Origin of the sequence: Reichenbachiella sp. MSK19-1 (assembly GCF_003590315.1) — a bacterium.
Lineage (GTDB): Bacteria > Bacteroidota > Bacteroidia > Cytophagales > Cyclobacteriaceae > Reichenbachiella > Reichenbachiella agariperforans.
The window spans coordinates 157,299-172,302 of the sequence record NZ_MIER01000002.1; the positions used below are offsets into that span (position 1 = coordinate 157,299).

Annotated in this window: 8 protein-coding genes; all 8 read left to right on the top strand. The window is 47.2% G+C overall.

All coding sequences use genetic code 11. The features are described 5' to 3' along the window. Positions 1–6: 6 nt before the first annotated feature. The 8 genes from BGP76_RS00795 (at position 7) to BGP76_RS00830 (ending at position 14,983) form a co-directional block, all read left to right on the top strand. Positions 7–2,529, top strand: coding sequence for a glycoside hydrolase N-terminal domain-containing protein (locus BGP76_RS00795; protein WP_119843266.1), 2,523 nt, complete (start codon positions 7–9; stop codon positions 2,527–2,529). After that, complete coding sequence (locus BGP76_RS00800) at positions 2,526–4,370, top strand: sulfatase-like hydrolase/transferase (protein ID WP_119843267.1); 1,845 nt, start codon at positions 2,526–2,528, stop codon at positions 4,368–4,370. The genes BGP76_RS00795 and BGP76_RS00800 overlap by 4 nt, the downstream gene beginning before the upstream one ends. Continuing rightward, entirely contained in the window at positions 4,363–5,499 is a 1,137-nt protein-coding gene (locus BGP76_RS00805; RefSeq protein WP_119843268.1) for a glycoside hydrolase family protein, read from the top strand. Before BGP76_RS00800 ends, BGP76_RS00805 begins: the two co-directional genes overlap by 8 nt. Before the next feature lie 305 nt (positions 5,500–5,804). Then, positions 5,805–6,887, top strand: a complete 1,083-nt coding sequence (locus tag BGP76_RS00810) for a right-handed parallel beta-helix repeat-containing protein (RefSeq protein ID WP_147407339.1) — start codon at positions 5,805–5,807, stop codon at positions 6,885–6,887. An 80-nt stretch (positions 6,888–6,967) separates the two neighbouring features. Continuing rightward, a complete protein-coding gene (locus BGP76_RS00815) occupies positions 6,968–8,395 on the top strand; it encodes a hypothetical protein (RefSeq protein WP_119843270.1) in 1,428 nt (475 codons plus the stop codon). An 80-nt stretch (positions 8,396–8,475) separates the two neighbouring features. Continuing rightward, complete coding sequence (locus BGP76_RS00820; protein ID WP_158583974.1) at positions 8,476–10,302, top strand: alpha-L-rhamnosidase C-terminal domain-containing protein; 1,827 nt, start codon at positions 8,476–8,478, stop codon at positions 10,300–10,302. A 7-nt stretch (positions 10,303–10,309) separates the two neighbouring features. Then, positions 10,310–11,971, top strand: a complete 1,662-nt coding sequence (locus tag BGP76_RS00825; RefSeq protein WP_221409828.1) for a hypothetical protein — start codon at positions 10,310–10,312, stop codon at positions 11,969–11,971. A 402-nt stretch (positions 11,972–12,373) separates the two neighbouring features. After that, on the top strand, positions 12,374–14,983 hold the full coding sequence (locus BGP76_RS00830) for a discoidin domain-containing protein (RefSeq protein ID WP_119843272.1): 2,610 nt from the start codon (positions 12,374–12,376) through the stop codon (positions 14,981–14,983). Positions 14,984–15,004: the final 21 nt, after the last annotated feature.

The following is a 15,004-nucleotide window of genomic DNA, read 5'->3' on the forward strand; positions in this document are numbered from 1 at the left end:
GGGATTATGAAAAGAAATATTGAGTACGTATATGGGCTAGTCTTTTTGCTGGTATTGGGGTCTTGTGCTCCATCCAGCATGGAAGTGAAGTCAGATAGAGAGCACTTGAAACTGTGGTACGACGAGCCAGCACCCAACTGGAACGAGGCACTGCCTATCGGCAATGGTCGCTTAGGTGCCATGGTTTTCGGTGTGCCTGAGCAGGAGAATATCCAACTCAACGAAGGTACGCTTTGGTCAGGAGGGCCACATCGAAATGACAACCCCGAAACCAGAGATGTTTTGCCCGAAATGCGCCAACTGCTTTTTGACGGTAAGTACAAGGAAGCCCATAATCTGGCCAACGACAAGTTAATCTCCAAGACTTCTCACGGCATGCCTTTCGAGACCGCTGGCAACCTGTATTTCAAGTTTGACGGTCATGACAATTACAGTGACTATTATCGTGAGCTGGATATCAGTGGGGCCATCCAAAGGACAAGCTATACAGTAGGTGGAGTAGCTTTTCAACGCGAGGTTTTTACATCTTTTGCCGATCAGGTATTGGTCGTGCGACTCACGGCGAGCGAACCAGGGCAGATTAGCTTCACTTCTACCATGGACCGTCCCAAACCGGAGTTGGTGACGATATCCACTGAAGGCAATGATCTGTTGAAAATGGTCGGTCGAAACAACGACCGAAAAAGCAAACGTCTGCCTGAAGATGCAGCAGGTACCGAAGGAAAAATCAAATTCGAAACAAGGGTCAAATTTGTGCCCGAGGGTGGGGAGCTGATAGCATCGGATACCTCGCTGACTGTCCGAGAAGCGAATAGCGTGACGGTCTATGTGTCGATAGCTACCAATTTTGTCAATTATCTCGACGTGTCTGCCGATCAGCATGAGCGTGCAGTAGGCTATCTCAAGGCTGTAGAAGGCAAAACTTATGAAGAACTAAAAACGACACACACACAGTATTATCAGCAGTTTTTCGATCGCGTGGCGCTTGATTTGGGACAGACCGAAGAAGCAAATAAACCCATCGACGAGCGTATCAAAAACTTTAGTACGGTCAACGACCCAGCTCTGGCTGCATTGTACTTTCAATACGGACGTTACCTGCTGATCAGTTCATCACAGCCTAGTGGGCAGCCAGCCAACCTGCAGGGGATCTGGTGCAACGAGCTCAACCCACCGTGGAAGAGTGCCTACACCATCAATATCAATACAGAAATGAACTACTGGCCGGCAGAGGTGACGAACCTGTCGGAGATGCACGAGCCGTTGATCGAGATGGTCAAAGAACTGTCCGTAGCAGGCCAGCAGACCGCTGAGGTCATGTATGGCGCTGACGGGTGGGTCACCCATCACAATACAGATCTGTGGCGTATCTGCGGACCTGTAGATGGTGCTACCTGGGGCGTATGGCCTATGGGCGGGGTGTGGCTGTCGCAGCACCTATGGGACAAGTACCAGTATAGCGGAGACTTGACCTATCTGCGAGAAGTATACCCGGCCATGAAGGGGGCGGCACAGTTTTGTCTGAGTGCCTTGGTGCCTGAGCCGGAGCATGGATGGCTGATTATATCACCCTCCACCTCGCCCGAAAACCGTCCAGCGCATTTTCCCAATATGGTCAATATCCAGTACGGCGCTACTATGGACAATGAGTTGGTCTTCGATATCCTGACCAAAACTGCCGCAGCGGCCAAGTTGCTAGGAGAAGATGCCGAGATGATTGATGAAATAGCGCAGACCTTGCCGCAGCTTGCACCGATCCAAATCGGTCAACATGGGCAAATCCAGGAGTGGATCCAGGACTGGGATGATCCTGAAGACAAGCACAGGCACGTCTCGCATCTCTACGCTCTGCAACCCTCCAATCAGATATCGCCTTACCGCAATCCGGAGCTTTTCGAGGCGGCCAAGAATGTGCTGATCTACAGAGGTGACCCATCTACCGGTTGGTCGATGAACTGGAAAATCAACCTCTGGGCGCGACTACTCGACGGCAACCATGCTTATAAGCTCATGGGCGAACAGATCAAACTTGTAGGCAGACCCGACTCACCAAAGGGGGGAGGTACTTATGCCAACATGCTAGACGCTCACCCACCGTTCCAGATCGATGGCAATTTTGGATTCACCTCCGGACTAGCCGAGATGCTGTTGCAGAGCCATGACGGAGCGATCCATTTGCTGCCAGCGCTTCCCGATGTCTGGCCTGAGGGCAAGGTGACCGGGCTCAGGGCCAGAGGAGGTTTTGTGATTGAGTCTATAGAGTGGCGCGAGGGACAATTGGTGGAGGCTAAAATCCGTGCTACGCTCGATGGCAACCTTAGAGTCAGGTCATACAGTGCATTGTCCTTGGATGGAAAAAAACTAAAGAAAGCGAAAGGAGAAAATCCCAACGCTTTCTACCAGACGCCAGAGATCCAGCAGCCATTGATCTCCGAAAAGGCCAAGCTAGAAGGGTACACACCACCTAAGAGTAATGTCTATGATATCGAGATGCAGGCTGGTGACCAGATTACTTTGATAGGAAAATGAAAAAAAGAAAAAAGAAAAATACAATAGGGCAGTTTCTAGTAGTAGGTTGCTTGATTCTGGCGTTGGTAGGCTGTGAGTCGACATCATTGCCGCAAAAAGATTCCCGGCCCAACGTCATCTTCGTAATGCCGGACGATATCAGTCACAGCGCATTTTCATACTACAAAGAAAATGCACCTCAGACGCCCAATATTGACAATTTCGCAAAGGAGTCGGTTCGACTCACGGATTTTCATGTCTCGCCGAGTTGCTCGCCTACTCGTGCAGCGCTGCTTACGGGTAGACCTGCCGATGTAGTAGGTGTCTGGCACACGATCAATGGCCGCAACATGATGCGAGCCGATGAGATCACCATGGCGGATATCTTCAAAGCGAACGGCTATGCGACAGGCTTGTTTTTCAAGTGGCACTTGGGAGATAATTACCCTTTTCGTCCGAAAGATCGTGGCTTTGAGCATGTAGCTTGGATCAAAGGTGGAGGTACGGGACAGCAGCCTGACTATTGGGGCAATACCAATCAAACCGCCAGCGTGTGGGTCAACGATGAGTTGGTCAAAATGACCGATGAAGACGATGGTATAGAAGGAGCTTTTACGACTAATTTCTTCATGAACCGAGCCATGGATTTTATGGAAGAAAACATCCAAAAGGAGAAGCCTTTCTTTGCCTACATACCGCTAGGTACGGCCCACGCACCACATGTGATGCCACCAGATGCGCGCGAAGGTGTGAGTGCCAAAGTGGGTACCATTGAGAACATTGACAAGAACTACGGGCGCTTGCTGCAATTTTTGGAGGACAAAGGTATTGCGGACAATACCATTTTGGTTTTCACTACTGACAATGGTGCCGGGGGCTATCTGCGTGGAGGCAAAGGCTCCAACTATGATGGCGGGACACGGGTGCCTTGTTTTGTTCGATGGCCCAATGGCAACCTGGGAGGCAAAGGCCAAGGCCGAGAGGTCGACGTACTGACTGCCCATATAGACTGGTTGCCTACTTTTATGGATGTATTGGGATTGAAGGATTTGGGAAACAGACCAGAGAAACTCAAAATCCGAGGGCGCAGTTTTCTGCAATTTTTGGACGAAGATCCGATCAATGATCCTGAAGATTACAAAAACAGAGCGGTCACGATCAACGATATGTGGACGGAATTTCCCCAGAAATACAAAAAGCTATCAGTCAAAAAAGACAACTGGCAGGGAGATCAAATTGTGAATAAATGGCGTTTGATCCGAAACAGTAGCGATACGGATTGGGAACTCTACGACGTGCTGGTAGATCCCAAACAAGAAAACAATATCATTGACAATCCTGATCATGCCGATGTGGTGGCTGAGCTACAGCAGGAGTACGAAGAGTGGTGGCAATTGGTCGATGCGCGATCAGACGAGTACACGCGCATCATAGTAGGCAGCGAAGAAGAGCCCGAGTCTCATCTTTTGGCGCATGATTTTCATGGTACGGTCATCTGGAATCAGGACAATGTGAAAAAAGGATCGACGGGTAGTGGCTTTATTGCGGTCGAATTTGATCAATCTGGGACTTACGATTTCGATCTGCGCCGCTGGCCCAAAGAGATCGAGGAAGAAACAACCCTGAGCGCTGCGGGTCCTGGTCAAGCACTGGATATTGCTACAGCACGGGTCAAAATATGGAATGGTGAAGAGGTCTTTGTAGACCAGACCAAACAAGCAGATTCAGAGGCCGATGGTGTAGAGTTTAGGGTCGAAAATCTGCCCAAAGGGCCGGCTTTCGTTCAGACTTGGTTTTACAATGCCGCTGGCGATATGGAGGGCGCCGTTTATTACAACTATGTACAACTGACCGATGAATAGACTAAAAACACTTCTTGTTATTTTGTCTCTTGTCAGCTACCTGAGGGTAGATGCTCAAGAGGATAGTGGGCTCCATCTAGGCATAGCACCTGTCGAGGGAGGCCTGCAGATGGAGGACTATTGGGTATGGGGCAGCTCGGTGGTCAAGGGGGAAGACGGACAGTATCACATGTACGCTTCACGATGGCCCAAGTTCCTGCCTTTTCACCCGGGGTGGATGATCAGGTCGGAGATCGTACATGCCGTGTCGGATACGCCCGAGGGGCCATACCGCTTCAGCGAAGTAGCACTGGGGTCCCGAGGAGCCCAGTACTGGGATGGTAGATCCTGTCACAATCCCAAAATCGTCAAACACAAGGGCAAGTATCTGCTCTACTACATGGGATCTACACACCCATTCGAGGAGGTGATAGAGGAAAACGTGGCGGCATTCGACCTACGGAGCAAATGGTGTATCGCTGGTCGCTGGCGCAAGCGGGTGGGACTGGCCATAGCCGACAGCCCGTATGGTCCTTGGGAGCGGCTCGACGAACCTATTTTGGATGTAAAGCCGGATAGCTTTTACAGTTTCCTCACGTCCAATCCCTCTCCGCTCTTCAAGGAGGACGGATCCGTCGTCCTGCTGTTCAAAGGGCGCAGCTATCGCGAAGATGAAATCACGCATACCGGACAGTTTATCGGTGTGGCCACCGCGCCTGCCTATGATGGGGCATACACCGTGGTGGGGGATGAGCCTGTTTTCTCTTCCGAGCAATTCGGTGAAGTGGAAGATCCACATCTGTGGAGTGATGAGCAGGGCTTTCACATGATTGCCAAAGACATGACAGGAGACATCATCGGCGATGGCAACCACCATGGAGGCGTGCTCGCGCACTCTGAGGATGGCATCCATTGGGTGCTGGACGAAAACCCGCTGGCCTACACCCGCACAGTAACCTGGGACAATGGCCAGACCATCAAGCAAGGACAGCTCGAAAGACCATTTGTGTTTGTGGAGGATGGCCAGCCGACGCATATCTTTTTTGCCACCATGGACGGCCCAGGTGGTTTTGGCAATGGGACGAAAACATGGAACATGGTGATCCCAGTAGTAAATGACAAGGAGGATTTGAAATCAAAAAAGCAATGATGAAGCAAATATTTGGGGTACTGGCGGTGTGTATAGTATTCGCCGCGTGCCAGACCAAGACAAAGCCAAGTGAAACCGATACGATACTCGTTTACAGCCTTACAGAATGGAAGCAGTATCTCGACAAAAGCCACGTCCGGGTCAAGCTGGAGCCAGGCAACTACCAAATCGACGAGGCGGACAATATACGGTTCATCAGGATCACGGGCGATGATGCCTATTTCGATCTCAGAGGGGTGAGGTTTATGGTCGATACCAAGCTCTTTAGCCGGCCCGACCTGGCCAAAAGCGACGATGGCAATAGTATGTACTGTGCCATAGAGGTGTCGGGCGATCGCGTTACCCTCGAAGGCTTGTATATCGAGACCTATGGCGATACACCGGGCCGACAAAGCAAAAACAAGATGTTTAATATCGTGGGAGAGGGTGATGTGTTGAAAAATGTGGAGGTACGCACGACCGGTTCTAGCCCCTGGGGCTTTGGCTACTTGTATGGCCTAGGAGGTGGTGATGTACGCAAGATGAACGGCATCCGTGTAGGCTATCCCGCCAAGGATGTGAAACTGCTGGGCTGTAAAGTACACATGCGCGCCATGGGGCATGCCATCTTTCTGCAGGGAGCGGAAAACACGCTGATCGAAAACTGTCACGTGGATGGACTGCTCCGCACCACTGATGCCATCTTGGCGGAAACCTCAGGCTATGCTTTTGACCGAGATTTTTATGCCGGCAAAGGCGGCTATGTAGAGGGTACTCTGATTCGCGAAGACGGAAAGATCATGCCAGGAGAGATTATTTCTCTAAGTGAGGATGGCATACGCATGTACCCAGAGTACAACGGCCACAAAACAAAAAATACGACCGTGAAGAACTGTACGGTCACCCAGATGCGTCGCGGGATCTGCACGGGCCTGAGTACGTCAGGCGACAAGGTGATTGATTGTGTGGTGCGCGACTGTGTGGCTACTGGCTACAATGTGGGCAATGCCGACACGCTGATCAACTGCAGCGCGGATGCCAAGTATGCAGAGGCTTTTTGTGTTCCCTATACCAACGCAAAAAATGCCTATGTAGAGATGAACATCCTCGACAGCCGTAACGGGATGGCCAACGATCTACTGGCCAAGATCAATGGAGAAGGCCACCACGTGATCGTGAAAACGGCCAACGAAGACTACATCCCCTCGTCGATGGCCATCAAGCTGGCTTCATGGCAAGGGTATGGCAACTTTAATAAAAAAGCCACGCCCCTCGCCACAGATGTTGTGCTCGATAATCAGACAAACTGCAAAGTCCTTTCTTATCCAGGCGTGAAGGATACCGAGATAAACAGTAAGGGTGAAATAATAAAAGAAGCGAAGCAAGATCAACGACTCATTATCAATTAGTATATCGAGTACTGGTTCGAGGGAGTATGGACGTATCGTATCGAGAAAAATAGATCAATAGGAGATTAGATTTAACAAAGATGAATGATAAAATGAAACTGTCTGTTTTCATGGTCAGCCTAGTGGTGAGCCTAGTGGTGAGCCTGAATGCGTTTGCCCAGACCTCCGTCAATTCCCTTGAGGAGCTGATGCCTTATCTGACTCAGGATAGTGTGGAGGTAGTACTCAAGCCGGGAGTCTACACCATTTCTGCCAAAGAGGTAAAGAAGGGCAAGTACAATGCACAAACGCAAATCAAGAACAACTCCAATGTTTTATTGCTGTTTACTGGCAGCCATAGTGTGTATGATTTTACGGACGTGACCATTCAGGTCGAGACCGAGGTTTTCTCTTCTTTCCCGAATGGGGATGAATTTTACGAGATGCAGATCATCGGTAATCACAATGTACTCAAGAATTTGACCCTGATAGACAAAGGGTCTGTACACGACGCACCTACTCGCCGCGGGACCAATATCGTGATGGATGGGGCGAACAACCGAGTCGAAGGTTTTCATATCACGACCAGGGGTGCTTATCCCTATGGCTATGGCGAGGCTTTTGGCAAAGGAGGAAAGAGCGTGATTCCGCATAGGAAGCATTCTTCTTTTCTCGTAAGAGGCTATAAAAATCATGCGAAAAATTGCACGATCATACACCGGTCTTATGGCCATGCCATTTTCATGCAGGCTGCCGATTGGCCGATTATTGAGGACTGCTATGTAGAAGGTATAATGCGTTCTACAGACGACATGTGGACAGAAAAGGGAAGCGGATCTGATGCAGACAAAGTTGATTTCAAGACTGTGTGGGGTTATGATCTGCCCAAGGGCTATAGGCTGTGTCTGGGCGAAGAGGGGATCCGTGCTTACAACGGAGGCGAGACCATCATCGATGGAAAAGAATACCGCCGGGGTACCTCCAATCCTACCATCATCAACTGCACGGTCAAGAATATGCGCGCAGGGGTCACACTGACCCATGCGACGGGTCAGAAGTATGTATCTGGCACGACTGTGATAGGTTGTGAAAGAGGATTTTGTATAGGGACGGGAGATATTGTGGACTGCTATGCCGATACCCAGCATGGGCCGGCTTTGGGTGTGGATTATGCAAGTGACCAGGGCATGACGGCAGACATCACCCTGCTGCCCTATGAAGGGGCGAGCTACAACGGAAGTGGCCATGCAGCCATCATCATAGGTAGCAACCACAAAGTCACACTACGCAATGCAGTACCCGATCCTGACCAAAATCTCAAAATCAATATCGGAGGGGACAACCGCACCATCGGTATGCTAGGCAAAGATGAAAACTACTCCGCCTCCAATATCGTCCTGCACAATCTCTCTGGCTATCCTGTCGTACTCGACGACAACAGTCGAAACTGTACGGGTGTCTCCGCAGGGGAGGTCATTGACGAAGGAGAGAATAATCATATTTTCAAAGAGAAGATTTTAAAGAAGTGACAATCCAAGCGATGGGAAGTCATAAAATGAATCTGAAATGTCACCATCGCATTAGCGCAGCTATAATTCCATGGCTTTTCATGATACTTTTTTTAGGGGAATTATGTTGCACCGCTCAGCAGATTGGAGATCCAAAACTGATGGTCTCCTATAAGCACCCCGAAAAAATAATTCAACTTGGTCCAGATCATTATTTAATTGATTTCGGCAAGTCTTTTTTTGGAACGGTCTCTCTCAGCCTAAAGAGTAATCATGCAGGAGGTTTAGTGATTCATCTGGGGGAAAAATTATCGGACAATCAAATTGATAGAAACCCTAGAGGAACAATACGTTACCAGAAGATAGTGATGGGAAATCTGTTAGCAGGACAGGGTTACATTGTCAAGCTTCAATCTGATAAACGAAATACAAATGACAGAGCAATTCATCTACCCGATTCACTCGGAGTGGTTATGCCATTTAGGTATTGTGAAATAGAAAATCTGCAGGTTCCGATAGAAGACATGGAGCTATTTCAAAAGGCTATTTATGCGGAATTTGATGACACGGCAGGTTACTTCTCTTCGTCAAATAAAACACTGGATCAGGTATGGAATCTTTGCAAGCACACCATCAAAGCGACTACATTTACTGGATATTATGTGGATGGTGATAGGGAAAGAATTCCATATGAGGCAGATGCTTATATCAACCAGCTCAGTCATTATAGCGTGGATGATAACTATGCCATTGCCAAACGGACCAACGAATATTTTATAGACCATCCCACATGGCCTACGGAGTGGCTGTTACATACGGCAATGCTCTTTTATCAGGATTACATGTACACGGGCGATTTGACCTTGATCAGGAAACATTATCAAGTACTTAAAGTCAGAACACTACATGATTTGGCTAGGGAAGATGGACTGATTTCCAGCAGATCACATCGCTTGGATTCTGCATTCATGTTAAAACTCGGTTTCAAAGACCCCAAAACGAAGGTTCGGGATATTGTGGACTGGCCTCCAGCACAAAAAGACTCCTATTGGAAGCTAGCAACAGAAGAGGGTGAAAGGGACGGCTATGACATGGGGGTAGAGATCAATACCGTGGTGAATGCTTTTTACTACCACAACCTTGTTTTGATGACCGAGATTGCCAGGATGCTTGGTGAAAGTGATGATGCCAAAAGGTTTGCCAAAGAGGCTGAAATGGTTCGTACAATGATCAACGAAAAGCTGTTGGACAAAGCAAAAGGAGTCTATATTGATGGAGAGGGGTCTTCACATTCATCGTTGCATGCCAACATGATGCCACTGGCTTTTGGATTGGTTCCTGATCAATACAAAATGACTGTTGTAGATTTTATCAAAACCCGTGGCATGGCTTGTAGCGTATATGGTGCGCAATACCTGCTTGAAGCTCTATATCAGGCCGGAGAAACCGAATATGCTTTCAAGCTAATGACCGACACGACCACTGATCGGTCTTGGTGGAACATGATCCAACTGGGTGCTACCATGACACTAGAAGCCTGGGATATGAAGTATAAACCCAATCTTGACTGGAACCACGCATGGGGCACAGCACCATTGAACATTGTCGTACGACACCTTTGGGGAATCACTCCTATTCAGCCAGGGTTCAAGCAGGTGGAGGTTCAACCCCAGTTGGGGGAGTTGACTTTTTCTGAGATCAAAACCCCTACCATCATGGGGAATATAATCGCGCGGCATCAGCAGGTTAACGAAAAAGTGAACTACACGATCGAGTTGCCAGAAGGCATGTCAGGGATATTCATAGTTCCAAAAGGATATCAACCAACGAAAAGTAAACAAAGGCAAGAAATAATCAAGTTGTCTTCTGAAGTCAATAAGATTAAGCTTAGAGTGATTTCAAAAGACTCATTGGTGGATACTGAATAATAGAATAATGAAGAAGAAAACGAGCTGGCTGTATGTGATATATTGTTTCGGAGTAATATTGATTCTGGGATGTTCTAGTGAAGGGAAGAAAGAAACAAGAAGCTCATTGATACTGGATATGGTACATCACAATCCAGGTGAACCTCCTTACGAAAGTGCTTATGTAGATCCGTCTGTGATCAAAGAAATGGGGTATAATGGGAAAGTATATTTCCTGTTTGAATCTCCTACTTTGGCAATTAATTGGGAGTCTCTGGATCCAGATATACTACCAAAAGGCACACCAGCTCGAAAGTGGGTGGATGAAAAGGCTGGAATGATACACGCCATGCATGCAAAGTGCGAAGCACAGGGACTGTCGATCTATGCCATGTCTGATCTTATGCTTTTCCCCAAACGGTTAATTGAAAAATATGGGATAGAAGAAGTTTTTGGTGACCCTAAAGACAGTATTACTCAGAAATTGCTTCGCATTCAGATTGATGAGATTTTTTCTCAATTTCCAAAGATGGATGGATTGGTGGTACGGATTGGAGAAACATACCTGCATGATGCACCCTATCATCAAGGGCACATTCAAGACAAGAGCAATGCTCAAAAGACCATTATTCCTTTGATGCAGTTGTTGAGAGAGGAGGTTTGTGTCAAAAGAGATAAACAACTCATTTTTAGGTCATGGAGATCGTTTGACGTAGATGCAGATACCTACATGGCCATAAGTGATGAGGTAACCCCACATCACAATTTGATCATGAGTGTCAAGCATTGTGAAGGGGATTTTCATCGTTCCACACCATTTAGCAAAGTTATAGGTATGGGACGACATCAGCAGATGATAGAGGTGCAGTGCTCAAGAGAGTATGAGGGCAAGGGTGCTTATCCCAACTATATAGCCAATGGTGTTATAGAAGGGTTTGAGGAGCATCGAGGTATGCCAAAGGAACAATTTAATTCCATACGCCAGTTTGCCCAAACTAAGCCAGAGATGTTTGCTGGGGTGTTTACATGGTCGAGAGGTGGGGGCTGGGATGGCCCCTATATCAAAAACGAAATGTGGGCAGATGTGAATGCTTGGGTGATGGCGCAGTGGGCGCAAAAACCCGATCAGAAAGAGGAAGAAGTCTTTAAGCGGTATGCCGTTGATCGTCTAGGATTGGAAGAATCAGAAGTTAAAAAATTTAGAAAAATGTGCCTTTTGTCTGCCGATGCTGTGGTTAGAGGTAGGAATTCGGTAGAGCATGATATGAATGAATGGTGGACAAGAGATCAAGGCATTGGTTTCCCCAAATCCAACCAAAATCCACAAAGACAACAACGAAACCTAAATCAAAAAGATGAATCGTTGGAAATTTGGAGGGAAATTGTGGAACTGGCAAAGTCTATAAATTGGCCCAATGATGATATGCGGGAACATGCCATTGGCTCATCGCTGTATGGACTGCACCTTTATGAAATTTATCGAAGTGTGATTCATATCTCCGATGCTGAAGCAAGACTCGACAGGGGTGCCTTAAAAAAATGGATAAACGAATATGACTTGGCATGGATCAAATATGGCAAGTTGTTGGATCAATATCCTTCGTTGGCCAGCCTGTATTCCAAAGATTATGTTAGGCATATTAAAGATCCAGCAGACAAGAGGATCAATGAATTGAGGGGAGATATGTGATTTTTGGTATAGCATGTCGACATGGTTATTCGTTATTATTTTTATCAAAGCATTTTAACACAACTTTGTCATCCACTCCGCTATGAAATGTGACCAAGGAAGACCAAAATAGTATCGTCTTGACGATGTTCGGCTATGAGTGTGGCAGGTCACCTACTTTTCTGAGTCATGTATTATTGTTTTTGAATCATGAGCGATATGCTCGTTGCTACATCAGTATGTGCGATTGATTTTCCTGTTTTTAGTTATACAATGCTTGTAACACGTTAAAAATGAGCTGTTTTCATGTTTTTTGTGAGTCATGTGTTATCAATATTGACTCATGAGTCATGCATTCTTTCTGTGCTTATCAGAATATTTGAGATAAGCATATTATGAATTTTTAACTAAACAAAAAGAAGCATGAAACGAAAGACTATTACTCATGCTGTGTACGATTGTGTACATAGCAAACTAAAGCGGCTGGTGGCACTGGCCGTGTTATTGCTCACGATGACGACTGTTTACGCGCAGACGACCGTCAGTTCATTGAGTCAATTGATCCCCTATCTGGATGACGACAATGTCAACGTCAAACTCGCCCCTGGCACGTATAGTGTGACAGCCAATGATGTGAGTACTGGGGCTATTGGCAAGTACTGGCAAGGCACGACTCACCTAGGCAATTCTTTCAATGTTTTCCTCTTTGAAGGAGACAACAGCACGTATGATTTTACAGGTGTCACGATCAACATCGAAACCAAAACAGCACAGTCTGTAGGCAATGTGGATTTTCATGAGTTTCGTATCATAGGTAGTGATAACGTAATACTGAACCTGACAGTAGTCGATGATGGTTCGGTGAATGATCAGCCTACCAAAAGAGCGACAAATGTAGTACTCGATGGTGCCAATAACCGATTGGAGGGATGTCATTTTACGGTGAGGGGTTCTTACCCATATGGCTATGGAGATATTTTTGGCAAGGGTGGAAGTAATGTCATTGCCCACAATAAGCGTAGCGCTTGTTTAATTAGAGGAAATTCCAACCATGTGAAGAACTCTACCTTTATCTGTCGCTCGTATGGACACGGTATATTTTTTCAGGGAGCGAATGATCCGATCGTAGAAGGCTGCTATGTAGAAGGAGAATTGCGGTCTACCAATGAAGTATTGGCAGAGGAAGGTTCGGGAAGCCCTGCTGACAATGTCGACTTTCAAACGATATGGGGCTTTAATTTGAATGACATCACTGGCAACTATTATTTCAGTTTGCAAGAAGACGGCATCCGATCTTACAATGCAGGGGAGACTGTCATAGATGGTGTGGAATACGACCGAGGGGTAACTAACGCCACAGTACTGAACAGTACAGTAGTCAAGATGCGCTCAGGCGTGACGATCGGATGGGCATCAGGGACCAAATATGTCGAGAACTGCACGGTACTGGCATGCGAAACAGGCTATTGGGTAGGAGCCAACACCAATGTGGTGAATTGCGATGGTGACGCTTCTATCGGCGCGCTGCTATCAGAAGATGTCGCTAGAAGTAACTCCAACATTGAAATCACACTTTTGGACAATCATGTCACCCCATTGAGCGGTGAAGTAACAGCCATTTATTTTGCAGGTACAGATCATGAGGTCACAATTCACGATGGGACCACTTCTACGATGAGCAATATCGATATTCTCATCGGTGGTCAGCGAAAAGCCCATCGGTTCATGACTGGCAATGGTTCTACCACCGAAGGTTACTATCACAACGCAAACAATATCACCTTTACCAACAATACCAACTATGCCATCGTGGTGGGAGACAAAGCCACGAATACCGATATCACTACTTGTGGCACGGTCACAGACAATGGTACAGGTACTTCGGTAAATTACCAAACTTGCACCAACGACAATATAGCACTTGGTAAAAGCACTTCGCAATCCTCTACCGCGCATGGAGGGCTCTCTTCCCGAGCAGTAGATGGCAATACGAGTGGGGTATGGTCTCATGGCTCAGTCACGCATACCAACGCAGAATCGAACCCATGGTGGGAAGTAGACCTGGGAGGTACCTATGAGGTCGATGAGATTGTTTTGTACAATCGGACCAACTGCTGTATGGATCGGCTGAGCAACTTTACCGTCTCCGTGATGAATGGTAGCACGACTACCTGGAGTCAGACCTACAGTGCCTATCCTAATCCATCGCAGACCATCCAAGTAGGCGGGGCACAGGGCGAAACAGTGCGGGTACAACTCAACGGTTCTAGCAACCCATTGTCTTTGGCTGAGGTGCAGGTATATGGTACAGTCGCCTCTACTGTTGGTGGAGATTTTCAGTTGGTCAAAAGGAACGCAACGGGTTTTGCTATCGATGGCGGTGGCAACAGTGGTGCAGAGGGCCGGAGTGTAGAGTTGTATACTTATGTGCAGCACGATAACATGACCTGGACAGAAATCTCACGAGGAGGTGGGTATTATTCTTACCAAAAGTTGAATAGCACAGTTTGTATCGATGGAGGTAGCGGAGGGGCCAATGGTCAGGATGTAACGCTCGAGACTTGCAACGCCAATGATTACAATCAGCACTGGCTGAAAATAGACGCCGGTAATGGACATTACAGGCTAGAAAAACGCGGTACCAGCTTCTCTCTTGATGGTGGAAATAATGGCGCAATAGATCAGAATGTGTATCTATGGACATCAAGCACAACCAATCAAAATCAGCAGTGGAGGTTTGATGATGTCAGTGCTGGCGCAAGATTACGAGATGAGCCTCTGGATGAGTTGGCGTCTAGCGCATTCAGTTTTTATCCCAATCCAGTAAGTTCCAGACTGACGGTGCAATTGGCAGAAAGTAACTACCAACAATTCGTGATCTACAATGTCAATGGCATGGTGGTGAATCAAGGCAAGGTAGCGGATGATATGAGCAAGCTGACGATAGAAATGGATCATCTTGATGCTGGTCTGTACGTCCTCAAACTCAGCGGAAACAATGCCAGTAGAAGCATGAGAATCATAAAGGAGTAATTAAAAAAATTATTGAATAAA

What these genes read in the sequence shown, in the direction of transcription:
- BGP76_RS00815 (WP_119843270.1), top strand. Translation starts at nt 6,968, where the DNA reads ATGAATGATAAAATGAAACTGTCTGTTTTCATGGTCAGCCTAGTGGTG.
- BGP76_RS00820 (WP_158583974.1), top strand. Translation starts at nt 8,476, where the DNA reads ATGATACTTTTTTTAGGGGAATTATGTTGCACCGCTCAGCAGATTGGA.
- BGP76_RS00805 (WP_119843268.1), top strand. Translation starts at nt 4,363, where the DNA reads ATGAATAGACTAAAAACACTTCTTGTTATTTTGTCTCTTGTCAGCTAC.
- BGP76_RS00825 (WP_221409828.1), top strand. Translation starts at nt 10,310, where the DNA reads ATGAAGAAGAAAACGAGCTGGCTGTATGTGATATATTGTTTCGGAGTA.
- BGP76_RS00810 (WP_147407339.1), top strand. Translation starts at nt 5,805, where the DNA reads ATGTACTGTGCCATAGAGGTGTCGGGCGATCGCGTTACCCTCGAAGGC.
- BGP76_RS00830 (WP_119843272.1), top strand. Translation starts at nt 12,374, where the DNA reads ATGAAACGAAAGACTATTACTCATGCTGTGTACGATTGTGTACATAGC.
- BGP76_RS00795 (WP_119843266.1), top strand. Translation starts at nt 7, where the DNA reads ATGAAAAGAAATATTGAGTACGTATATGGGCTAGTCTTTTTGCTGGTA.
- BGP76_RS00800 (WP_119843267.1), top strand. Translation starts at nt 2,526, where the DNA reads ATGAAAAAAAGAAAAAAGAAAAATACAATAGGGCAGTTTCTAGTAGTA.